19 protein-coding genes are annotated in these 22922 nt (G+C 60.5%); 8 read left to right on the top strand and 11 right to left on the bottom strand.

Going from position 1 to position 22922, the window contains the following annotated elements; all coding sequences use genetic code 11:
* The first annotated feature begins 6 nt into the window (after positions 1 to 6).
* The gene (locus AC3IP0_RS16115; RefSeq protein WP_489327812.1) at positions 7 to 1248 is read left to right on the top strand and encodes a thiolase family protein; all 1242 of its coding nucleotides are present in this window, start codon (positions 7 to 9) and stop codon (positions 1246 to 1248) included.
* A 382-nt stretch (positions 1249 to 1630) separates the two neighbouring features.
* Here AC3IP0_RS16115 and AC3IP0_RS16110 read toward each other — a convergent pair whose 3' ends face one another.
* The 10 genes from AC3IP0_RS16110 to AC3IP0_RS16065 all read right to left on the bottom strand — a co-directional run bounded on the left by AC3IP0_RS16110 (position 1631) and on the right by AC3IP0_RS16065 (position 14099).
* On the bottom strand, positions 1631 to 2662 hold the full coding sequence (locus AC3IP0_RS16110) for an IS110 family RNA-guided transposase (RefSeq protein WP_489325280.1): 1032 nt from the start codon (positions 2660 to 2662) through the stop codon (positions 1631 to 1633).
* 145 nt (positions 2663 to 2807) lie between these two features.
* Positions 2808 to 3233, bottom strand: a complete 426-nt coding sequence (locus AC3IP0_RS16105) for a GNAT family N-acetyltransferase (RefSeq protein WP_489316106.1) — start codon at positions 3231 to 3233, stop codon at positions 2808 to 2810.
* Between the two features lie 403 nt (positions 3234 to 3636).
* Complete coding sequence (locus tag AC3IP0_RS16100) at positions 3637 to 4770, bottom strand: aminotransferase class V-fold PLP-dependent enzyme (RefSeq protein WP_489325278.1); 1134 nt, start codon at positions 4768 to 4770, stop codon at positions 3637 to 3639.
* Positions 4771 to 5022: 252 nt separating this feature from the next.
* Positions 5023 to 7239, bottom strand: coding sequence for a DUF3604 domain-containing protein (locus tag AC3IP0_RS16095; RefSeq protein WP_489325276.1), 2217 nt, complete (start codon positions 7237 to 7239; stop codon positions 5023 to 5025).
* A 39-nt stretch (positions 7240 to 7278) separates the two neighbouring features.
* Positions 7279 to 8277: a HupE/UreJ family protein gene (locus AC3IP0_RS16090; RefSeq protein WP_489325274.1), complete on the bottom strand. Its 999-nt coding sequence runs from the start codon at positions 8275 to 8277 to the stop codon at positions 7279 to 7281.
* A complete protein-coding gene (locus tag AC3IP0_RS16085) occupies positions 8277 to 9179 on the bottom strand; it encodes a peptidyl-prolyl cis-trans isomerase (RefSeq protein ID WP_489325272.1) in 903 nt (300 codons plus the stop codon). Before AC3IP0_RS16085 ends, AC3IP0_RS16090 begins: the two co-directional genes overlap by 1 nt.
* Positions 9180 to 9424: 245 nt before the next feature.
* Positions 9425 to 10597: a helix-turn-helix transcriptional regulator gene (locus AC3IP0_RS16080; RefSeq protein WP_489325270.1), complete on the bottom strand. Its 1173-nt coding sequence runs from the start codon at positions 10595 to 10597 to the stop codon at positions 9425 to 9427.
* A gap of 130 nt (positions 10598 to 10727) precedes the next feature.
* Positions 10728 to 12620, bottom strand: coding sequence for a sulfate adenylyltransferase subunit CysN (gene cysN, locus AC3IP0_RS16075; RefSeq protein WP_489325268.1), 1893 nt, complete (start codon positions 12618 to 12620; stop codon positions 10728 to 10730).
* The gene (gene cysD / locus AC3IP0_RS16070; RefSeq protein ID WP_489325266.1) at positions 12620 to 13687 is read right to left on the bottom strand and encodes a sulfate adenylyltransferase subunit CysD; all 1068 of its coding nucleotides are present in this window, start codon (positions 13685 to 13687) and stop codon (positions 12620 to 12622) included. Before cysD ends, cysN begins: the two co-directional genes overlap by 1 nt.
* Positions 13629 to 14099 (bottom strand): SRPBCC domain-containing protein, encoded by a 471-nt coding sequence (locus AC3IP0_RS16065; RefSeq protein ID WP_489325264.1) that lies wholly within the window; start codon positions 14097 to 14099, stop codon positions 13629 to 13631. Before AC3IP0_RS16065 ends, cysD begins: the two co-directional genes overlap by 59 nt.
* A gap of 209 nt (positions 14100 to 14308) precedes the next feature.
* Between AC3IP0_RS16065 and AC3IP0_RS16060 the strand changes: the two genes are divergently transcribed.
* The 7 genes from AC3IP0_RS16060 to AC3IP0_RS16030 all read left to right on the top strand — a co-directional run bounded on the left by AC3IP0_RS16060 (position 14309) and on the right by AC3IP0_RS16030 (position 21677).
* Complete coding sequence (locus AC3IP0_RS16060) at positions 14309 to 15424, top strand: DUF1214 domain-containing protein (protein WP_489325262.1); 1116 nt, start codon at positions 14309 to 14311, stop codon at positions 15422 to 15424.
* A complete protein-coding gene (locus AC3IP0_RS16055) occupies positions 15421 to 16590 on the top strand; it encodes a sulfotransferase family protein (RefSeq protein WP_489325260.1) in 1170 nt (389 codons plus the stop codon). The genes AC3IP0_RS16060 and AC3IP0_RS16055 overlap by 4 nt, the downstream gene beginning before the upstream one ends.
* A 32-nt stretch (positions 16591 to 16622) precedes the next feature.
* Positions 16623 to 17411, top strand: a complete 789-nt coding sequence (locus AC3IP0_RS16050; protein ID WP_489325258.1) for an SDR family oxidoreductase — start codon at positions 16623 to 16625, stop codon at positions 17409 to 17411.
* Positions 17412 to 17423: 12 nt separating this feature from the next.
* Positions 17424 to 18392, top strand: coding sequence for a DHH family phosphoesterase (locus AC3IP0_RS16045; protein ID WP_489325256.1), 969 nt, complete (start codon positions 17424 to 17426; stop codon positions 18390 to 18392).
* 189 nt (positions 18393 to 18581) lie between these two features.
* Complete coding sequence (locus AC3IP0_RS16040; protein WP_046038301.1) at positions 18582 to 19403, top strand: ABC transporter substrate-binding protein; 822 nt, start codon at positions 18582 to 18584, stop codon at positions 19401 to 19403.
* A complete protein-coding gene (locus tag AC3IP0_RS16035; RefSeq protein WP_489325253.1) occupies positions 19400 to 20245 on the top strand; it encodes an amino acid ABC transporter permease in 846 nt (281 codons plus the stop codon). Before AC3IP0_RS16040 ends, AC3IP0_RS16035 begins: the two co-directional genes overlap by 4 nt.
* A 34-nt stretch (positions 20246 to 20279) precedes the next feature.
* Positions 20280 to 21677, top strand: a complete 1398-nt coding sequence (locus tag AC3IP0_RS16030) for an LLM class flavin-dependent oxidoreductase (RefSeq protein ID WP_489325251.1) — start codon at positions 20280 to 20282, stop codon at positions 21675 to 21677.
* A 46-nt stretch (positions 21678 to 21723) separates the two neighbouring features.
* Here AC3IP0_RS16030 and AC3IP0_RS16025 read toward each other — a convergent pair whose 3' ends face one another.
* Positions 21724 to 22896 (bottom strand): acetyltransferase domain-containing protein, encoded by a 1173-nt coding sequence (locus AC3IP0_RS16025; protein WP_489325249.1) that lies wholly within the window; start codon positions 22894 to 22896, stop codon positions 21724 to 21726.
* Between the last annotated feature and the right edge of the window lie 26 nt (positions 22897 to 22922).

The following is a 22922-nucleotide window of genomic DNA, read 5'->3' as shown; positions in this document are numbered from 1 at the left end:
GAAGCCCTGAACACAGGCGGGCAGTACTCGGCCTTTGCCGATGCGGCGATTTTCGATGCGGTGCGAACGCCGTGGGTGGACCTCGGTGGGGCACTGGCCGAGGTGTCGCCGATCGACCTGGGCATCAAGGTCGGGCGCGAAGTACTGGCGCGCGCGCAAGTCGATCCGCTGGCGGTAGACAGCGTGCTGGCGGGGTCGATGGCCCAGGCCAGCTTCGATGCCTACATGCTGCCACGGCACATCGGCCTCTACAGCGGCGTGGCGCAATCGGTTCCGGCACTGGGGGTGCAGCGTATCTGCGCCACCGGTTTCGAACTGCTGCGCCAGGCCGCCAGGCAACTGGATGACGGCGTGCAATTGGCCCTGTGCGTGGCCACCGAATCGATGTCACGCAATCCGATTGCGGCCTATACCCATCGAGGTGGCTTCCGCCTTGGCGCGCAAGTGCAGTTCAAGGATTTTCTCTGGGAAGCCTTGTACGACCCGGCCCCCGGGGTGGACATGATCACCACCGCCGACAACCTGGCACGGCGTTATGGGCTGAGTCGCGAAGCGGTGGACGCCTACGCCTGTGCCAGTCATCAGCGGGCGTTTGCAGCACATCAAGCGGGCTGGCTGGCACCCGAGATCGTTGCCGTGGGGCATCAGGTGTTTGAACTGCAAGGCTATCAGCCACGGGGCATCCGCCTGTCACGCGGTGTCGACACGGTGAGTGAAGACAGCCACCCACGGCCCGGAGACATCGCGGCGTTGGCCCGGTTGCGCAGCGTGCACGAAGGCGGGGTGCAAACCGCCGGCAACAGTTGTGCGGTGGTCGATGGCGCGGCAGCGGCCCTGGTCGGGCGCGCTTCGGCCTGTCGGGATACACCGTTGGCCTTGTTGCGGGCCAGCGCGGTGGTCGGGGTGGCGCCGGAGTTCATGGGCATTGGTCCGGCTCCGGCGATTCGCCTGCTGTTGCAGCGCAGCGGCTTGAACCTGGAGCAGATCGACCGCTTTGAAATCAACGAAGCCCAGGCCGCCCAGGTCCTGGCGGTGGCTCAGGAACTGGAGCTGGATCGTTCGCGTCTGAACGTCCAGGGTGGTTCGTTGGCACTCGGCCACCCCTTGGCCGCCAGCGGCTTGCGTCTGGTGCTGACCCTGGCCCGACAACTGCGTGAGCACAATCTGCGTTACGGCGTCGCCGCGGCCTGTGTTGGCGGCGGGCAGGGCATGGCGCTGTTGATCGAGAATCCGGCCTGGCGGGCCTGAGGTTTCGTCGGCTGACGGGCAATCTGTGTTTTCCGGTAATGACCGGTTCTGGCCGAGAGGTGACATGCGACAAACAGGTGTTTTTGCATCTCACGCGCATGTGATCAACGTCCGTATATGGACTCCTCCTCATTGCAAGCCCCTTCGCTTTGGCCCCCGTGCCGACTGCACACGTATATTCGGCCTCTGACTTCGGCATCGATTCGATGCAGGGCCATGATGGGCTATTCGCGCGTCGGCTCCCAATCGCTTCTACGTGCTTTACGCACCTGGACATTTGAGGGTTTTGCCGACGCCGGTTCGACCGGTTTGCCATCGTTCGGGTTGCTTAGCAATCTGGGTAGACGGTTTGTTTACTCGCTGGACGTGACGGTTTGGTAGATCAGGCCGCAGCCCGATCCGGTTGGTAATCGGTCCCGTTGCGCAGCATCGCCCAAGCCATGCGTGCGGTTTTGTTGGCCAGCGCGATAGCGGCCACATTGGGATGTGATCGCTCGGCCAAACGAACAGCCCACTGGCTGAGCCGATCGTCTTTGGATTTGGCTGTACGCAGGGCCGAGCGTGCACCGTGGATCATCAGTGTTCGCAGATAAGCATCGCCACGTTTGCTGATGCCAAGTAGCCGATCTTTACCACCGGAGCTGTGCTGCTTCGGCGTCAGTCCCAGCGAAGCGGCCAACTGTCGGCCATTAGCAAACTGACTGGCATCACCGATGGCAGCAACGAGCGCGGTGGCAATCATCGGGCCGACACCACGCAGCTGTTGCAAACGGACGGTCGTTGGCTCACTTGCCGCGATCGTAGATATCTCGCCATCGAGTTCGCTCACGCGTTCATCAAGTACGCGCAGGTCGTCCCACAAGCCATTCAGAAGACGACGAAAGCGTGCCGTCAAACCGTTATCTGCATCTTCCAACCAGCACGGTATTGCGCGACGCAGCATCAGTATTTCCTTCGGCGCAACGAGGCCGTACTCGGCGATCAGCCCACGAATCTGATTGGCTTTGGCCGTCCGCTGTTCGATCAAGCCGGCCCGGATGCGATGCGTCGCCTGGATATCTTGTTGTTCGATGGTCTTGACGGCGACGAAGCGCATGCTGGGGCGACTCATCGCTTCGCAGATCGCCTCGGCATCGTTGGCGTCGTTCTTGTTGCTCTTGACGTACGGTTTGACGAACTGCGGCGCAATCAGCCTCACCCGAAATCCACGTGCTTGTAGTTGCCGCGCCCAATGGTGCGCACCGCTACAACTTTCCATGCCGATCTCACAGCCCGGTTCGATCTTCTCCAGCACCGTTTGCAGCCAGCGATCACGAGGTAAACGTTGTCGCCAGACTGGCCGCTCATGACAATCCACGCCGTGGATCTGAAACACGTTCTTGGCCAGGTCGACCCCAATGCGCATAAGCTTCATATGTGGACTCCTTCTCACTGTTGACTGTGGTTCGCACTTTCAGTCTGGCACTCAAGATGCCGAGGTGAGGAGGAGTCCATCCCATTGCTTCTGGCCGATTGTGGTCCCCAACGAAAGCAGCTATCGGGCCAAGATCAAAACGCTGTCAGCACAACGACTTCTGGTAATAGAGCCGGATATGTCCCGGTGGATAGTCTGCCAGGCGTCCGAATTCGGAGTAGCCAAGTTTTTGATAAAAACCGGGTGCCTGAAAGCTGAAGGTCTCCAGCCAGATACCAGTGCAGTTCTTTTTCTGAGCGATATCTTCGGCCATGCGCATTAGCCGTTCTCCGATACCTTGGCCACGCATCGACTCGGGAACGCTGACAAGATCAATGAGCAGCCAGCGATATGAGATCTTGCCGTATAGCCCGCCTATAACTTCGTTACTGTCAGGGTCTCGTAGCAACAGGGCAAATGTTTCATGGGCGTCGTCCCCACCGTTGGCCAGATTATGTGCCAGTAACGGAGTCAATATTCCTGACCGCTCTGCTTCAGTCGCATTTTCCGAAAGCTGGATTTCTACAGACATGTCGCTCTCCCTGAGCTATGGGTAACTGGGTCAACAAGGTAGTCCATTTCTGTCGCCCCATGGTGAATCAGTAAATGCATCAATCGTCCGTTTTTTGATGGGCTGAATGACTGCTCTGACCGATTTTTTCCTGTCACCACCGTCCGCCTTGGGTCGATCCAAGTCATGCAGCCGCCGATCATCCGCCCCGTGAAAGGCTTCGTTGGAACCCTTTTCTGATAGCGCTGAAGGGCGCACGTGTCAGTAAGACGCATGCACGGGCTTTCCCTTATGGTTCTAACATGACGTCCGGGCGACCAGCGTCATGTTCGTCGAAGATCATCGCCATGGGCCGGCAGTGCCCAGGGCAGGATGCCTTCCTGGAATTCACAAGTTCGGTATGTGCTGCGGGCAAGATGAGGGCTTAGTTAACCATCACCTCGTCCAGTGCCTGCTCGAGGGTGCTGACCGTGCGCTCGATATTGTGCAGCTTTTCGAGTCCGAACAGACCGATGCGGAAGGTCTGGAAGTCGGCCGGCTCGTCGCATTGCAACGGCACTCCGGCGGCGATCTGTAGGCCGTGGTCGGCAAATTTCTTGCCGCTCTTGATGTCGGCATCATCGGTGTAGCTCACTACTACGCCAGGGGCCTGAAAGCCGGCTGCGGCCACGCTTTTGATGCCTTTGCCGGTCAACATTGCGCGCACCCGATCGCCCAGAGCCTGTTGTTCGCCGCGGACCTTGTCGAAACCGTAGGCTTGCGTCTCTTTCATCACTTCGTTAAATCGCGCGAGGGAATCGCTGGGCATGGTCGCATGGTAGGCATGTCCGCCCTGTTCGTAGGCCTGCATGATCTGAAGCCACTTTTTCAGGTCGCAGGCGAAGCTGCTGCTATGCGTCTGCTCGATGCGCTCGAGGGCCAAAGAACTGAGCATCACCAGGGCGCAGCAAGGGGAGGCGCTCCAGCCTTTCTGCGGTGCGCTGATCAGCAGGTCGACTGCGCATTTGTGCATATCAACCCAAAGCGTGCCTGAGGCGATGCAGTCCAGCACGAACAGGCCACCCACCGCATGCACGGCGTCGCCGACGGCCCGCAGGTACTCGTCGGGCAGGATAATCCCTGATGAGGTTTCAACGTGGGGAGCGAAGACAATCTGCGGCTTCTGCGCTTGAATGGCTGCCAGCACTTCGTCCAGAGGGGGTGGGGCGTAGGCAGCCTGGCGACCAGTGTCGACCGGTCGGGCTTTCAGCACCGTGGTGGCCGCCGGGATGTTGCCCATCTCAAGGATCTGGCTCCAGCGATAACTGAACCAGCCGTTGCGTATCACCAGGCATTGCTGGTCGGTGGCAAACTGTCGCGCCACCGCTTCCATGCCGAATGTGCCGCTGCCCGGGACCACCGCAACAGCCTGGGCGTTGTAGACCTGTTTCAGAGTCCTGGAAATGTTCTTCATCACGGCTTGAAATGACTGCGACATGTGGTTGAGCGAGCGGTCGGTGTAGACCACTGAGTACTCGACCAGCCCCTCGGGATCGATACTGGGATATAGCTTTGACATGGGGTGACTCCTTTGGCAGAGATGTCAGTGGCATCGACCCTGCCCTAAGCCTTGGCAAATGACAAGATTGCTCGGGATTGAACTGCGACTTCTGTCGAGCGGCAGGCATCATCAGGTCGATTACTGGACGTAGCAATGCTCGCAGGTGGCTGCTGAGTTGTGGGAGGGTGGGCCTTAAAGGTTCCTACCTCCTTACGTTCGGTCGATAACGACCAGTTACGAAGGGCGGCAGCCGGCCAGAAGGCTTCGACGCTACTTGACCTCCTCAACCTCATAATTCACATAGCCGAACTCGTTGCTGCGAGCCGCCATGTATTTGCCGTTTTGCTCGAATACTGTGGCCTCGAAGGGTGTACCGCCGAGTGTTGTCACTAGATGCCCGTCCTTGATTTCATATTTGGCCGGTACGCCAAACTGGCCGTCATGCAGCATGTTCAGGTATTCCCCTTGCGTCGGTGGCTTGCCATCGACGCTGGTGACCAGGCGTTGGCCTTCTGTGCCATAGACGATCTCGAACGTCTGGCCGGTGACGGTATTGCGCACCTTGATGGTTTTGCCTACCACGTAGGCTTGCAACTGCTCGTTAGTGAGCACTTTGGCGCCTTCGGTTTTCAGCTGGTCGATGGTTTTTCCAGCAGCGACAAGCTTGCTGTCCTCAACTGTCGGCGTGTACCAGATCGGCGAAGTCCAAGCACGTTCCTGGACGGTGGCCGAGACGTCGGCCGGTGGCGGTACTTGCAGTTTGGCCGCGTCATAGGTGCTCCAGCGCGGGGTCGGAATCTGTAGCACGCGAGCGTAGTAGAACGCGTGCTGGGCCGGATCGAAATCCGGATCGACCCAGACTTTTTTCAGCTCGGTGGCACCAATGGTATTGGTGTAGGTCGCCTTGGAAACATCGACCGTGGAGCCCACCGGTGGGACTTTGCCGCTGGCCTGGTCCGGTTGGCGATCACCGGACCAGGCGACGTCGTAGACCTTCTCGAAGGTCTGGCCGTTTTTGGCCCAGCCCTTGATGATCTGGATTCGGTCTAGGTTGCCATCGTCGACATCCTTGACCGCCCACACCACGAAGGACGGCGTCTGTTTATCCTGTTTTGCCGGCAAGTCGCCGCCCATGGGAACGCCCTTGGCGTAGGCGGCATGCACCCAGTCTTTTTCATTCCACAAACTGCTGTCGAAGCCCCAGCCACCAAACATGCGCACGGGGATGCGCACGCCGCTGGTGCCATAGACTTCTTTACGCTTCATGGCATCGAAGATCGATTCACGGGTGTTTTCTTCGGCCCAGACACCGGCCAAACCGGAGGTGCTGGTTTGCAAGGCCAACAAGCCCGAGTTCTGTTTGCCGGAAAGACGCGCCGCCGGGGTGCTGTCGGTAAAGCCGTGGGAGCCGAAGTTGTAGCTCTGCGAATAAGGAATCACCCCATTGTGCGAGTCGCTGGCGCCGACCACGCCCATTTTGTAAGGGTTGTATCCACGAGCCTGCTGCAAAGCCATGCCGTTTTGCCAGGCTTGCCTGATGTAACTGCCATTGAGTTTCGACGTGCTGTTGTCGATGCCGAGCAGGAAACTCATGATTTCATAATTGGCAAATTCGTCTGTCGGCGACAGTTCGGGGTGGGTTTCCGAGGTGCCCTTTACCTGATGAATTTCGGTGAGGGATTCATTGCGCATCCGCGTCTCGGCCCAGGCGGCATCGATGGGGCGGCCACGGTCATCTACGTCCACCGGAAACATCAGGCCGTTGCTGAGGTTGGCATTGTGGGAGATCGCCAGCACCTCGTTGCCTTTTTTGCGTTGATCGTCCATCCAGCCCCACAAATCCTCCGGCTTGTCCGAATCGAGGGCAGTGAAGGGCATGTCCGGCACCTTCTTCGAGTCGCGGAAAAACACATTGCGGTGCATGTTTTGATTGTTGGGGGCTGAGGTCCATTCATAGGCGACAAACGTGGTGAACTTGCCGGGCTTGTAGTACTTGTCGGCGATGGCGATGTTCTGCTGCCAGATGTTGCCGGCAACCTTCGGATCAATCAGCTCCTTGATCGGGTGGCTCAAGCTGCCGGCGATCCATTTGAACACCCGGTTGAAATCTTCCGGGGTTTTGACAATCAGCTTTTGCGCGATGGGCAGCTTGCTGAAGTCTGACTTCGGATCGTTGGCCAGGGCGATCACGCCCACGTATTCCGAGTGGTCGGTCACGCCATGGAAATCCAGCGGGCGACCCTTGAGTTGCACTTCAAACCCCATTGGATGCTTGATCGGCATCCCAAGTGAGAATTGGTACGTCTGCTCGGGATCGACCTGGTGGTTGCCGATCAGGTAGGCATCGATCGACCAGGAGCTGTGCGAGTGCGTCTGGCCAAAGTAAACCTCGCGATCCGGGTTGCCCTCTGCCAATGCCAGCGTGCTGACAGTTAACACGGCGCAACCGAGCAGTGTTGGCGCGGTGAAGTGTGTAGGGGTTTTCATATTCCACGTCTCCGGAATACGGCAATGACAGGGTGCAACTCAGGACAGGAAACTCGAGACTCTTTCGAAAAACCAGAAGGCAGCCAGCGTGCCCAACCCGTAAGAAGCAATCGGTCGGGCATACAGGACTGCAGGCCGTGGCAGTCGACAGCGCAGCAGCAGTGCGCGCAGGCTCAACACGACGGCGACGAACATCAGCTGGCCGATCTCGACGCCGACATTGAAGGTGAACAGCGCCAGCGGCAGGTCGCGCTGCGGCAAACCGATTTGCGCCAGCGCACCGGCAAAACCGAAGCCATGCAACAAGCCAAAACAGAACGCCACCACCCATGGCCACTGGAGGGTGAAACTGGTTTCGTCACGGTTCTTGCGGGCGATTTCCACTGCCAGCAACAGAATGCTCAGCGCAATCGTCGCTTCCACAGGAGGGCCGGGCAGCCGCACCGCACCCAGTGTAGCGAGTGCCAGAGTGACGGAATGGGCGAGGGTGAATGCGGTGATGGTCTTCACCAGTATCCAGCCATTACCCACCAGCAGCAGGAGACCGAAGACGAACAGCAGGTGATCGAAGCCCCCCAGGATGTGTTGGATGCCATGAACCAGAAATGCACCGGCCACCGAAAACGCTCCCGGCGTGGCAGCGATCTCTATCCAGGGCTGCGCAGGGTGGACGAGGGTGGTCGTCAGGCTGCCGTCCAGGCGCGACACACGCACCAGCACATCGGTGATGCTCGCTTGCAGGCCGATGAATGCAATACGTTGCCCGACCAGTCCTGCGGGGCCGGCATCAATGACCCGACGCTCGATCAGTGAATCGTTCAGTTCGCTTTCCACGGGCTCAACGACAGTACGCACACCTTCGGCAAACCGGAGCGCAATCGGCAACCGCATGCCTGAAAGCACCGGCGTGCGCCAGAGTACGTCATAGCGCCCGGCGGCCGTTTCGTTGAGTTCCAGGTAAGCGGGGCGCGACTCATGGGCCATGGCCGTCAGCCCCACGAACCAGAGCACCAACAGCAGCCATACCGTGCACCGCATCACGGCTGCTCCTTGTGTGTGGCGGCAACCGCACCGGCGGAAGCAGGTACCATCACCACGACCTCATAGCGTGCTTTCAGTGCATCGAAATTTGCGCGTTTCGATGCGCTGCGTTGTTCGGACAACCAATCGGACTTGACCTGCCGGGCCACGGCTTCGAAGGGCGGAGGAGGTGATTTGGCCAGTGCATCAATCCACACCAGATGCCAGCCAAAACCCGACTCCACAGGCCCCACCCACCCCCCCGGCGTTTGCTTGAACAATGAAATGGCGAACGTTGAACCAAAGACCCGTGCCACCTGATCCCGGGATTGTTCCGAGTAGGCGTTTTTAAACATAAAGGCATCGCCTTCACCACTGTTCTTGTCAGACAGCCCACTGAGTGCGGACTGAGCCTGCGCTTGCGCATCCGCACCACGTTTGTCGAAGGCGAAAAACAAATGATGGAAGGTCAAAAGTGGCGGCGGGGCATATTGGTCCTGATGCTGGATATACCAGGCCTCAAGTACACCGGGTGCCGGTTCGCGAAGTGACGCTACATCCTCGGCGAGGAAGTCCATTTTTTGTGCCAGTCGGCGGCGAATAATAGTGTCGTCTTTATCCAGGCCAAGTTTCAGTGCTTCGCGATAGAGGATTTCCTCTTTCACATATTCCTCAATCAGGCCCTGCAACTGTTGCTCCGATGCGGGTCGCTGCCATCGTGCCAGCCAGGAAATCGCGATCCGCTGAACAACTTCAGGGGTGATTTCGATGCGTTGCGGATCTTGATCAAGGGTTGAACGGTGTAAACCTCCGTACAACACAAAGAGTGCAAAGCCGGCGATCAGAAAGTGCAATAGCGGCTGGCGGAGGCATCGCTTGATTAACGAAAATCGAGATTCTTTCGCTTCGCAGAAGTTCATGACTTATTGCCCCACGCCATACTGCGAATGGTTTTCGCAGCAGAATGGAGTATTGCTGCTGCATCGGAACTTTCCACCAAGGCTAATCACGATAAGCACTATGGCTTAGTAGCAATCGGATTAACCAATTCCCCAAGGCCGTCCAGTCTTCTTTCTATACAGTCCGGGACGGAGCGCATGTCGCCATTTTCACCCGTCAGCGTGTCTTCCGGTGCAACAGGTTGGTGCGGGCTGCGATATGACCGCTACCCCAACGACGCCACGCTATTGAGCAAAGTCTTGACCAGTTGCGCCTGGCGCGTGGCGCCAGTCTTGGCGAACACACCGCGCAAGTGGGCGCGCACGGTGTTGCGCGAAACCCCGAGCGCCTCGGCCGTCTCATCGAGGGTCTGGCCGTCCATGACCAGCATGGCCACTTCGGTTTCCGTGCGGGTCAGTTGGAACAAGCTGCGCAGCAGGTCCCGCGAGGCTTGTGGCGAGTCGGCGGGATCGCGGATGAACACCACCACTGCCGGGCGTCGGGCGCTGTTGTGGGTCTGGTAGTTCATGGCTATCGGGCGCAGCAGCAGGTTCAGAGGCATCTCGCCACTGGGCCGCGACAGGGTCAGGACTTGCAGGTCGTCGAGGCCGCGCGGGCGCTGTTTCAACACCGCCTGGATGGCCTGCTGCAGTGTGCGGTTTTCATGGCCGGCGAAGGCACAGAGCTTGTCGTGCTTGCACTCCAGGCCGTCATGGCTGTCGAACAGGCGCTGGGCGGCACGGTTGCAGCGCATCATCCGGCCGTTCTCGTCGAGGATGGCCGTACCTACCATCAGGCGGTCGATGGTGGCCGCGTAGAGCTGGCGTTCGGCATCCAGTTGATCCACCGCCGAGTGCAGGTCCACCGCCTGTTGCAGGTGCGGCAACAACAGGCGGATCAGGTTGATCTGCACCGGGGTGAAGGCTTCGCTGGCGTGGTCGCGGCAGGCGAACAGCGCGCAGTGCATGCCGGCGGCGGTGCGCATGTTGGCCACCAGCACATCGCGCAGGTCCAGGGGCTGCAGGTAGTTGCGGTAGAAATCGTGGGCCAGCCAGGCCTCTGTGCCGAGCACCTGGTCGGCACTGGCCACCTGGTCTGCGGGCCAGTCGAGGAACGGGCAGATCGAATAGAAGTGCTCGCTGTAGGAGGGCTCGCCGGGCAACAGGGCGCCATGCACCGAGGCGTTGACGATCAGCCCGGGGCGTTCATGGTCGGGGTTGCGCAGCACCAGGGTGAAGAAGCTGACGGCGAAGCGCTGGCGCAGGGCTTCGAGCAAACTGGCCCAGGGCGTGGGCTCCAGCGTGCCGTGGTAGACCAGCCCGAGCAGGCTGCTGAGCTCGGCAGAGGGGATGTCGATGCTGGCGTGTAGGTCCGGGCAGGTGGAAAAGGGCAGGGTCATGCGCGCCTCTTTGGCTGCGTGTTGTCATGGACGAGTATCGACCGGGGTCACGACGGCAAAATCGTCCGTTTGGCCTAGGCACTGACGGGCGCAGCGCATGCCCAAGAGGCAAGGCTGCGCCCGGTGGCCGTTACAGCGCCAGCAGGGCTTCGACAATGCGTTCGGCGGCGGCCTCGGCAGACTCGTGCTGGGTGTCGATATGGATATCCGGCGCCACCGGCGGCTCGTAGGGCGAGTCGATGCCGGTGAAGTTCTTCAGCTCACCGCGCCGGGCCTTGAGGTACAGGCCCTTGGGGTCGCGCTGCTCGGCCAGGGCCAGCGGCGCATCGATGAAGATCTCGAGGAAGTTGCCGTCGCCGGCCAGGCTGCGGGCCATGTCACGCTCGGCACGGAACGGCGAGATGAACGAGACCAGGGTGATCAGCCCGGCATCGAGCATCAGCCTGGCTACCTCCGAGACCCGGCGGATGTTTTCCACCCGGTCGGCTTCGGTAAAGCCCAGGTCGCGGTTCAGGCCATGGCGCACGTTGTCGCCGTCGAGCAGATAAGTGTGGCGGCCCAGGGCATGCAGCTTGCGCTCGACCAGGTTGGCGATGGTCGACTTGCCCGCGCCGGACAAACCGGTAAACCACAACACCCGTGGCGACTGGCCCTTGAGCGCGGCGTGGGCTTCGCGGTTGACGTCGATGGCCTGCCAGTGCACGTTCTGCGCACGGCGCAAGGCGAAGTGCAGCATGCCGGCGCCGACCGTGCGATTGCTCAGGCGGTCGATGACGATGAAGCCCCCGGTATCGCGGTTGTCGGCATAGGCATCGAAGGCGATCGGCCGGTCCAGGTGCAGGTTGCACACGCCAATGCCATTCAGCTCCAGGGTCTTGGCCGCCAGGTGCTCGAGGCTGTTCACATCGACCCGGTGCTTGAGGTTGGCGCAGCTCATGCCGACGGTGCGGCAACCGATCTTCATCAGGTACGGGCGGCCCGGCAACAGGGGCTGTTCGTCCATCCACACCAGGGTCGCTTCGAACTGGTCGGCCACTGCCGGTGGGGCGTCGGCCAGGGCGATCACGTCGCCGCGGCTGATGTCGATCTCGTCCTTGAGGGTCAGGGTCACGGCCTGGCCGCACAGGGCTTGCTGCTGTTCCCCGGCGCTGCCAAGGATGCCGGTGATCTCGCTCAGCTGGCCCGAGGGCAGCACGCGGATGCGCTCGCCGACGCGCACGCTGCCGGCCACGACGTTGCCGCAGTAGCCACGAAAATCCAGATTGGGACGGTTTACCCACTGTACGGGCAGGCGGAACGCTGCCTCGACTTGTCGAGCCTGCTCCAGAGGGACGTTCTCCAGATGCTGGAGCAGGGTCGGCCCCTGATACCAGGGGGTGTTCGCACTGGCTTCGAGCATGTTGTCGCCACGTAGCGCAGAGAGCGGGATGCACTGGATATCATGCAGGCCGATCTGCGCAGCGAAGGCGCGATACTCGGTTTCAATGCGTTCGAACACCGCTTGTGAAAAACCCACCAGGTCCAGCTTGTTGATGGCGACAACGACCTTGCGAATGCCCAGCAGCGACACCAGGTAACTGTGTCGGCGGGTCTGGGTCAGCAAGCCTTGGCGGGCGTCGATGAGGATCACCGCCAGGTCGGCGGTGGACGCGCCGGTGACCATGTTGCGGGTGTACTGTTCGTGGCCGGGGGTGTCGGCGACGATGAACTTGCGCTTGTCAGTGGCAAAAAAGCGGTAAGCCACATCGATGGTGATGCCTTGCTCGCGCTCGGCGCTCAGGCCGTCGACCAGCAGGGCGAAATCCAGTTCGTCGCCCTGGGTGCCAAGTTTTTTCGAGTCGGCCTCGAGCTGGCCAAGCTGGTCTTCGAACAGCACCTTGGATTCATACAGCAGGCGGCCGATCAGGGTGCTCTTGCCGTCGTCGACACTGCCACAGGTGATGAAGCGCAGTAGCTGCTTGTTCTGCTGTTGTTGCAGGTAGGGCGTCAGGTCGCCATTGCGTGCATCGGTGATCGCGTTCATCAGAAATACCCCTCTTGTTTCTTCTTCTCCATGGACCCGGCCGAATCGCTGTCGATCAGCCGGCCCTGGCGTTCCGAGGTGCGGCTGACCAGCATCTCGCTGATGATCGCCGGCAGGTTGTCGGCGTCACTGTCGATGGCGCCGGTCAGCGGATAGCAGCCCAGGGTGCGGAAGCGCACCTTGCGCAGTTCCGGGGTTTCTCCGGGCCGCAGCGGCAGGCGTTCGTCATCGACCATGATCAGCGTGCCGTCACGGCGCACCACCGGGCGCTCCTTGGCGAAATACAAGGGCACGATGGGGATCTGTTCCAGGTAGATGTATTGCCAGATATCCAGCTCGGTCCAGTTCGACAGCGGGAATACCCGCAGGCTTTCGCCCTTGCGCTTGCGGGTGTTGTACAGGCGCCAGAGTTCCGGGCGCTGCTGCTTGGGGTCCCAGCGGTGCTGCTCGGAGCGCAGGGAAAACACCCGCTCCTTGGCCCGCGACTTTTCTTCGTCGCGGCGGGCACCGCCGAAAGCTGCATCGAAACCGTAGTGGTCCAGGGCCTGCTTCAGGCCCTGGGTCTTCCACACATCGGTGTGCACGGCCGAGCCGTGGATGAAGGGATCGATGGCCTTTTCCACGCCTTCCGGGTTTATATGCACCAGCAGTTCCAGGCCCAGGCGTTCGGCGGTCTGGTCGCGAAAGGCGATCATTTCGCGAAACTTCCAGGTGGTGTCCACGTGCAGCAGGGGGAAGGGCGGCTTGCCCGGGGCGAAGGCCTTCATCGCCAGGTGCAGCATGACCGCGCTGTCCTTGCCGATGGAGTAGAGCATCACCGGGTTTTCACACTCGGCCACCACTTCGCGGATGATCTGGATGCTTTCCGCTTCCAGCCATTGCAGATGAGTCAACATCGGATACCTCCTCGTGTTCTGCCGGGATTGGCGCCGGCTGAACACCACGGTAGGTAAAGCACCGCCGGTGCCTCTTCGTCTGCTCGGACGAAGAGGCACCGGCGGTTGAAGGTCACGCGACGGACGCGTACAGCGTCTCGGCTCGGATCTTGAGGGCGTGGGCAACGGCATCGAACCCTTGCTTGACCCAAGCGCCATGATCGGTCATGACCTGGTCGGCGGTGGCGCCGAGGAACTGGTCGGTGGTGTGGTAGCGGCAACTGGCCGCGCCGGTGTGCTCGATGTGCTGCTCGCGACGGGCAGCGTCGGGATTGCCGGCGTTGGCATACATCTCCCAGGCGAGTAACCGGTGAGGCTCGCAGTCCGCCAGGTACTCGATCACGTGCAGCAGTTCGCCTGGCCGCCCCGGATTGGTCAGGAACAGGTTGACCGGTTCGCCCAATTGCAAGCTCGACTCGACCTTGACCGTGTAGGGGTTCCACTGCGGATAACGCACCAGGTCGATCAGTACCGACCAGACAAATTCCGCCGGTGTGGCGATGTCCACGGTCACTGAACGGACCAGATTTTTCTCTGCGGTCATGGGTAACTCCTCTGAGGATGATTCCGCGCCGCGAACTGCGGCGGGAAGTAAGCCATGGGCTCAGGCGCGATCCTCGCCACTCTTGGTGGATGGCTCCTCGTCCGTGCGGACTAGCAGGCGATTTAGTCCGCTTGGACGAAGAATCGGCACGCTGGTGCTCCCTAAGGTCACTGGCAGCGGCGGACTTTCCGCCAACAGAGGAGACCGACATGGTTACAGACAGGATCGATCAGGAGGTAGTCAGCGGCGAAAGCTGGAACCTCTTCTGTGAGCAACTGCGGCGTAGCGGCGAGCAAATATTGCGCGCCGAGGCTCCGGCCGACGTGCAGACCCGCGCCGAAGGATTTCGCTATCTCACGCGTTTGCTGCGCATTGCGCTGGAAATGCACCTGGAATTTGCTGATCCGGACTTCCCGGGCTTCATCACCCCATCCCATGAAACCGCGAAAATTGGCGCCGACAACCCCGATAACTTGTATAGCTATGCGCGCCTCAACGGCGCGCACGAGTACCGGGTCAGCGGCCAGCGCGGCAGTGTTGCCTACCTCAGTTTCGGTTCCCAGAAGGGGGGCTATGAGACGGATGGCAAGATGATCCAGACCGGCTTTCTCGATGCAGGAATGTTGCAGTCGGATGCCGAAGGCAACTTCGAAATCATCCTCAGCCAGCACCGGCCTGGCATCGGTAACTGGCTGCGGCTCGAACCACAGAGCAATGCCCTGATTGTCCGCCAAACCTTTCTGGACCGTAGCAGCGAGCAGCCGGCACAACTGCGCATTGAACGCCTGAATGCCCGTCAGACACCCGAACCGCTGGATGCGCCGCGCTTGCAACAAAGCCTGCAGCGGGTGGGAAGTTTCGTCGAGAACACCGCGCGGTTATTCGCCGACTGGGCTCAGGGTTATCAGAAGCACACCAATCAACTGCCCGCCGCCGACCAGGCACTGTGCCAGTCGGTGGGGGGCGACCCGAACATTTTCTATTACCACTCTTACTGGGCTCTGGCTGATGACGAGGCATTGCTGATCGAGGTCGATCAGGTGCCCGACTGCGATTTCTGGAATGTGCAGATCAACAACTACTGGATGGAGTCGCTCGACTACCGCTACCACCGCATCTGCCTGAACAAGCATTCGGCGCAGCTTGCGGCGGACGGCAGCCTGCGCATGGTCCTCAGCCACCGTGACCCGGGTCTGGCGAACTGGCTGGAAACTGCCAGCCATCCGCATGGCACCCTCTGCCTGCGATGGGTGGGAGCAAAGCAACCGGTGCAGCCAACGACACGCGTGGTCAAACTCAATGATCTGAAGGAGCTTGTGCGATGAGTGCCGATGACTTCGCCCTGGATACCTTGCTGGCTGAAGCCTGCGCACGTGCCGGCGGCCTCGACGATTTCGGTCCCGGCGATTTTCGCCAGGGCCTGGTGGTGCTGGCCGCCGCCCTGGAGAAAGAAGCGCGGCTATCACTGTCGGGGCGCGGACTGTTGCGTGAAAAACTGCTGGCGCAACTGGTCAACCGCCTGATCATCGAGGATCACTGTCGGCGTCACCCGGAAATCCTCGAACTGCAAATCAACGACCCGTTGGTGATCGTCGGCCTGCCGCGCACCGGCACCACGCTGCTGCAACGCACCCTGGCGGTGGACCCGCAATTCAGCAAGGCGCAGTGGTGGGAAACCCGCTACCCGGCGCCCCTGAGTGGGGAGACCCTGGAGCAGCCGTTGCAGCGCCTCGGCCGGGCGCGCGCCGAAGTGACGGCGATGATCGAGTTTCTTCCGCAGCTGCTGGCCATCCACCCACTGGACGCCGAGCAGCCCGACGAAGAGTTCATGTTGATGGAGCACTCGTTCCTCTGCGCCATGGACTCCTACGTCAACGTCCCCAGCTACACCGCCTGGCTCGACCGGCAGGACCAGACCCAGGTCTACCGTTACCTCAAGCGCTGCCTGCAGTTCCTGCAATGGCAGCAGGCACGCCGTGGCATCGCCCCCGGCCGGCGCTGGTTGCTCAAGAGCCCGCAGCACCTGCATACCCTGGAGCTGTTGTTCGACGTGTTCCCCGGGGCGCAGGTGGTGCTCACCCATCGCGAACCGGCCAGGACCATTCCCTCGCTGGCCAGCTTCATCCATACCCTGTGGCAGCTGTACAGCGACCAGGCCGATGCCGAAGCCGTCGGCGAGCAGTGGAACCGGCGCATGGCGCGGGCCTTGCGCCATGCCATGGCGGTGCGCGAGGGCATGCCGGCCGAACGCTTTCTCGATGTGCAGTTCGAAGACACCCTGGCCGCGCCCCAGGCCGTGGTCGAGCGCATCTATCGCTTCGCCGGCCTTGAATGCACGCCAGAGGTTCAGGCAGCGATGGGCAAATGGTTGTCCGCCAACGGCCGGGAAAAACGCGCTGCCCATCACTACAGCCCTGACCAGTTCGGCCTCAGCGACGCGCTGCTGCAACGTGACTACGCCGAGTACCGCGCCCGGCATCTGCAAGCCTGAGCCTGTCCCAAAACAATAAGAGGATTCATCCCATGCTGCTTAAAGACAAAGTCGTGATGGTCTCGGGCGTCGGCCCCGGGCTGGGTATCAAACTGGCCCTGGAGGCCGCGCGCGAAGGGGCGCGGGCCGTGGCCATCGGCGCCCGCGACATGGGCCGCCTGCTTGAGGCGCAACAGCGCATCAAGGCGGTCGCCGGGCATTGCCAAGTGCTGTGCGTGGCCACCGACATCACCGATGTGCAGGCCTGCAATCGTTTCGCCGAAGCCACCCTCGAGCAATTCGGCCGTATCGATGCGCTGATCAACAGCGCCTTTTCCCATGGCGGTTTCCAGGCGGTGGACGAGGCGGACAACGACCCGCTGCGCGAGGCGCTGGAGGTCAACCTGCTTGGCTCGCTGAACATGAGCCGCGCGGTGCTGGCGCCCATGCGCGCGCAGGGCGCGGGGGCGATCGTGATGATCAACACCCTGGGGGTGCGCAAGCCGTATCAGGGTGGGGCGGCCTATGCCGCGTCGAAAAGCGCCCTGGCGGCCAGCGTGCGCTACCTGGCCAGCGAGCAGGCGGCCCACGGTTTGCGGGTCAACGCTCTGGCCTGTGGCTGGATGTGGGGCGAGCCGGTGCAGGCCCTGGTACGCCAGACGGCTGCCGCCCGGGGAGTCAGCGAAGAACAGGTGCGCGCCGAGTTCAGTGCCGGCATCCCTGGCGGGCGCATGCGCAGCGACGAGGAGTGCGCACGCGCTGCGTTGTTTCTGGCTTCGGACTACGCCAGTGCGATCAATGGCGCGCAACTCGATGCCAACGGCGGCGAAGTCATGTACTGAGGAGCAGGGCAGATGAACACAATCGATCACTGCGCCTTCAACGGCGATGCCGACGGTCTCTGCGCCCTGCAGCAGTTGCGCCTGGCGGGCGAACTGAGTCCGCAGGTACGCCTGGTCAGCGGGGTCAAGCGCGACATCGAGTTGTTGCGCCGGGTCCAGGCCGGGCCCGGCGAGCGGGTCACGGTGCTGGACGTGGCCCACGAGCAGAACCGCGAGGCCACCCGGCGCCTGCTCGACGCCGGCGCCCGGGTACGCTACTTCGACCACCACTTTGCCGGCGAACTGCCGCGGCACCCGGCATTCGAGTCTTTCATCGACACTGCCGCCCAGGTGTGCACCAGCCTGCTGGTCAACACCTATCTGGACGGGCGTCATCACCGCTGGGCGCTGGCCGCCGCCTTTGGTGACGGCCTGGCCGGGCCGGCACGGACGCTGGCGGCGCAGCATGGACTGGACAACGATGAAGTGAAGGCCCTGGAGGAGTTAGGCCTGCTGCTCAACTACAACGCCTATGGCGACAGCCTGTCGGACCTGCACTTCGAGCCGCTGGCGCTGGCCGCCGAGCTGCTGCCTTACCACGACCCGCTGGATTTCATCCGCCACAGCGCAAGCTTCACCACCCTGCGCATCGGCCACGCCGCCGACATGGCTGCAGCCGCAGGCCTTGAACCCTGGCACGAGGGCCGGGGCGCGCAGCTTTATCGCCTGCCCGCGCAACCCTGGGCGCGGCGGGTCAGTGGCGTGTTGGCCAACCAACTGGCGGCCGGTGCGCCGCGCAAGGCGATCGGCTTGCTCAGCGCCAGGGCGGACGGTGACTGGGCGTTCAGCCTGCGGGTACCGGAAGAGGCCGGACTGGCAGCGGATGCCTTCTGCCGGCAGTTTCCAACGGGGGGCGGGCGCAAACGTGCTGCCGGGATCAATCGTCTGGCGGACGAGCAGTTGAAGGAAGTCGCCGCACGCCTGCTCGATTGCTATCGATGAAGAAAGAGCAACGCCCCGAACGGATCGGTCGGGGTGTTGCTTGCCACCAAGCGTCAGCGGTGCAAGCGCCTGGACCGCTGGATCCAATATAGCTTGAACGCAGTCTTATATTCCATAAATGAAGTACAAAGTATTTTAATAGTGCGTTTTAATCTATTCAGCATTTTGAATCGATTGGAGCACTTGTCTGTGAACACTAAGGCGCTTTTACCTTTTGGCTTGGCATTACTCGCTACATGCTCGACGGCTTTCGCGGGCGCCACTCTGGATCGCGTAACCAGCAGCGGGGAGCTGACCGGCGTTCTGATGGAAAGCTATCCGCCATTCTCCTTTCTCAATGAACAGAACCAACTGGACGGGTTTGACGTGGATGTCGCCAAGGCCGTTGCGCAACGGCTAGGGGTCAAGTTGAAGCTGCAGACACCGTCCTGGGATGTCATCGCTGCCGGACACTGGAACGGACGATATGACATCTGCGTCTGCTCGATGACCCCGAGCAAGGCACGGGCCGAAGTGTTCGACTTCCCGGTGGAGTATTACCAGTCCCCGGCCGTGATCGTGGTGAATGCCAAAGACAAGGACATTGTCACAGGCAAGGATCTGTCAGGTAAAAAAGTCGGTGTGATCAGCGCGTCGACCTATGAAGCCTATTTGAACAAGGATCTGGTGATCGAGGGCGCCGAGGACAAGCCGTTGAGTTATCCATTCGAAAGCGTCCAGGTCGCGCCCTACGACAACGAAACGGTAGCCTTCCAGGATCTGGCCTTGGGCACGGGCGTGCGCCTGGATGCCATGGTCACCAACCTCATCACCGCTCGCGAACGCATCGCCCAGGATCCTCGCTTCAAAATTGCCGGCGACACGCTGTATGCAGAGCCCAACGTGGTAGCGATCGAAAAGGGCGATCCGCAATGGAATGCCAAAGTCACTGAGGTCGTCACCCAGCTCAAGGCCGACGGCACATTAAGCAAGATTTCACAGAAGTGGATCGGTGCCGATATCAGCCAATGACAGCCCTCAATCCACACCCGGCCAAGGCGGCTGTCGCCCCCGAAACCCAGACGCGTCGTTTCAGCCCGCTACTGGGTTTTCGCACTCGCCTGTATTTGACCTGGGCAGTGCTGTTCGGCCTGTGCGTCATGTTTTTCATGAGCTTCGATCTGAAGTTCTCGATCATTGTGCAGAAGTTGCCCAACCTGGTCGGCCTGCATTTGGGGCCTGACGGTTTCTTGCAGGGCGCCGCGCTGACGCTGTTTTTGTGCTTCTGCTCGATCTGGCTTTCGTTGCTCCTTGGCTTCGTGACGGCGTTGGCGCGCCTGTCTCGCAGTGCAGTGGCTTTCGGCATTGCCAGTTTCTATGCGTCTTTTTTTCGCGGTACTCCGCTGCTGATCCAGATCCTGCTGATCTACCTGGGTCTGCCGCAGTTGGGTGTTGTTCCTGGCGCCATCAGCGCGGGGATCATTGCGCTGTCGCTCAATTACGGTGCCTACCTCAGCGAGATTTTTCGTGCCGGCATCATGGCTGTAGCACCCGGACAGCGCGAAGCGGCGATGGCTCTGGGTTTGAGGCCTGCGGCAACGTTTCTGCACATCGTCCTGCCGCAAGCCATGCGCACGATCATTCCCCCGACAACCAGTCAGTTCATTTCAATGCTCAAGGACTCCTCGTTGATATCGGTGATGGGCGTCTGGGAAGTGATGTTCCTGGCGCAGTCGTACGGTCGCTCGTCCTACCGCTACATCGAAATGCTCACCACCGCGGCCGTTATCTATTGGCTCCTGTCCATTGGACTGGAGTTGATACAGAACCGTCTTGAACGCCACTACGGCAAGGGCTTCAAGCATCAGCACTGACCCGCCCGTTTAATGACTTTTTACAGGTACTACGATGTCCGATCCAAAACCTCTGTTGTTTGCGTTATACGAGCAAGCCAGTGTTGGCTGTGGCGGCGCACCAAGCCTCTGGACGCATCCGGCAGACGAGCGACTGACCATCAACTCGCTGGGCTACTGGTCGAACCTGGCACGCATCGCCGACCAGGCTCATCTCGACATGCTGTTTTTTGGTGATGTGCTGGGCTTCTACGATGTGTTCGGCGGCAATGCCGACGCGGCCATGAAGTGGGCGGTGGAAGCACCGGCCAACGATCCGTTGATGATCATCCCGGCATTGGCCGCCGTGACGGAAAACCTCGCCTTCGGTGTCACAGTGACCACCAGTTACGAGCATCCTTTCACCCATGCCCGGCGCTTCAGCACGTTGGATCACCTGACCAATGGCCGGGTCGGGTGGAACATCGTCACCTCCTACCTGACCAGCGCCGCCCGCAACTTCGGCCTGGAGCAGATGATCAAGCACGATGATCGCTATGAACGCGCCGAAGAATTTCTCGATGTGGTCTACAAACTCTGGGAAGGCAGCTGGGCAAACGATGCCGTGGTGGCCGACAAGTCTCGCCAGGTCTATGCCAAGGGCGATCGCGTGCGACCGATCAATCATGTTGGCGAGCATTATCGGGTGGCCGGGCCGCATTTGACGTCCCCGTCACCGCAACGCACACCCTTGCTGATCCAGGCCGGTTGGTCAGGCCGTGGTCGTGAGTTTGCGGCCAAGCACGCCGAACTGATTTTCATCGCCAAGTCCAACCCACTGGAAATTCGCCAGGGACTGGAAGATATATGGACGCAGGCCAGGGCACGGGGGCGTCACGCTGAAGATGTTAAATCATTGACGGTACTGCGCATCGTCACGGCCAGGACCGAGATCGAAGCCCAACGCAAATATGACGAACTACAAAGCAACTATCACTTGCAGGCGCAACTGGTGAGTTATGCCGGTGATACCGGTATCGACATCAGCCGCTACGCGGACAGCGACGCGTTGTCCACTCACACCGAAGGCATGACTTCTTATGTGATGCGTCCCGATGGCAGTGGCAAGCCCCTGACCGCCGGCGATGTCAAACAGCGCTTTGCCAACGTCACTCGGGGCAGTGATCTGATTCTGGTGGGAACCCCGCAACAAGTGGCCGATCGCATCGAAGAGCACGCCCGTATTTCTGGCACCAGCGGCTACATGCTCAACCCGTTGATCAGCCCTGGCAGTCTTGAGGACTTCGTTGAGTTGGTCATTCCTGAACTGCAAAAACGTGGTTTGTATCGTACCCAGCCACAGAGCGGTACTTTCCGTTCGCGGTTACGGGACGATGGCGCTAACCATTTACCGGATTCTGCTTACGGCGCCTCATTCCGCTTTGATAAAGCTTTTCAGGACGGGACATCTTGAAAAAAAGGGACTCTCCAGGGGCCCCTTTATTGAGCAATTGTCCTGATCAGAAGTATTTGAGCCATCTGATATCGCGACGGCGTGCCTTCAATGCCGCGAACCAGCGCACGGGTAAATACAGGGATAAAGCCAAGAGCACCGCCGTCAGCCACACAGCCAAAATGCTGTCGAAACCGAAAAAAACTCCCTGGTTCAATCCGAACAACGCCACGCTGACCAGATACAGTGCCTTGAGTACGTAAAGGTGGAGCAAGTAGAAGAACATCGGCGCCGCGCCAAAGACTGCCAATGCATTGACCCACTTGCGTTGTCGGGCCCGTTCCAGGGCACGAAGCAGTAACAGGCCCATGCCCAGCGTCAGCGAAAGGAACAGCAGGGAGGGTGGGTATTTTGTAATGTTGAAGAAGCTCATGAGGGTTTGCGTGATGCCTTCATGGGCGACCCAATGCGCCTCGCCATAACCATTGACCGCTCGCAGTGCGATAAATCCGATCAATGTCCCGGCCCCTGCAAGCAGCAGATTACGTTGACGCTGCGCGGCCAAAACCTGGCCAGCAAACCAGGGGCCGATACTGTATCCAAGGGCGATCACACCGATCCACGGCAGTACAGGATACGAGGTGCGCAGACGCAAGCTGTCGGAGAATTCGATCCAGCCGCGATCATGCAGAATCGCCCAAGGTATATGCATGGGCGAACCCGTCGCGAAGTGCACATTATCCAGCAGGTTGTGCCCGGCCACGATCACCAGACCCAGGCAGCACAGCATGGACCTGGGTAACCAGACCAGTCCGGCCAGGGCAATCATGCAGATGCCAATGGCCCAGATCACTTGCATGTAGATGGCCGTAGGCGGGAACTGAAAGGTCCAGGCGAAATTCACCAGGGTGAACTCCAGCAGTACCAGGAACAGACCGCGCTTGAATAAAAAGGCTGACACATCGCCCTTGCCCTGGTGCCTTTGGCCATACAGGTAAGCGGAAAGTCCGGTGAGCAGTATGAAAACCGGCGCACACAAATGAGCAAGTGTGCGGCTGAAAAATAGCGCCGGCTCGGTGGACTCAATGTCCATCGGGTCTGCTAACTGACGGTGCAAAAAGAACGTTTCGCGCACGTGATCCAACAGCATAAGGAGGATTACCAATCCCCTCAGGGCATCAATGGACAGCAGGCGTTGGTTCAAGCTTGTGATGGGTGGGATGTGAGTAGACGTTGTCATCGAATGTCGCAAGCAGGGAGTGGATG

This window comes from Pseudomonas sp. GL_103 (assembly GCF_057835175.1).
Note: the sequence above shows the minus strand (reverse complement) of the source record. Positions and strands in the feature narration are given on the sequence as shown.